The 387-nt window shown below is 56.3% G+C and carries 1 protein-coding gene; it reads right to left on the bottom strand.

Translation table 11 applies throughout. The features are described 5' to 3' along the window. Positions 1–387, bottom strand: a 387-nt coding sequence (locus ASG38_RS17935) for a DUF6443 domain-containing protein (protein ID WP_200937026.1), incomplete at both ends; no start/stop codon positions are given.

Genomic DNA, 387 nt, shown 5'->3' with positions numbered 1-387 from the left:
TCCTTGTTTTTGAATTCCTGTACGGTATGGCTGCTGCCTGAAGAAGGGGTCCAGTTCTCGTCCTTCAGCACGGTCTTGTAGAGCGTTCCTGCCGGATACGTTCCTGACTGGGAAAGCGTTGCCGGGTAATAGCCTCCCGAAAGCGCGCCGTTGGCGGCCTTATAGAGCCTTACGGCATCTGCCACGGAATTGGAAAGGTACTCGGTGCGTATGGTATGGTCGGTGTCAGCTCCTGACGCGGGAATCTTCCACGCGCTTCCTGGAGAGGCCTGTTTCAGCACACGTCCCAGTGGGGAGGATTCGAAAAGTTTTTCCGTGTAGGGATTTCCGGTAGCCTCAAAGGTAGGGTTTCCCGTCCTTGCCAGCGAGGGCGAGGCATAGAAGGTG

It is taken from the genome of Flavobacterium sp. Leaf359, assembly GCF_001423985.1.
Taxonomy (GTDB): domain Bacteria; phylum Bacteroidota; class Bacteroidia; order Flavobacteriales; family Flavobacteriaceae; genus Flavobacterium; species Flavobacterium lindanitolerans.
This window is presented reverse-complemented; position numbering and strand designations above follow the sequence as displayed.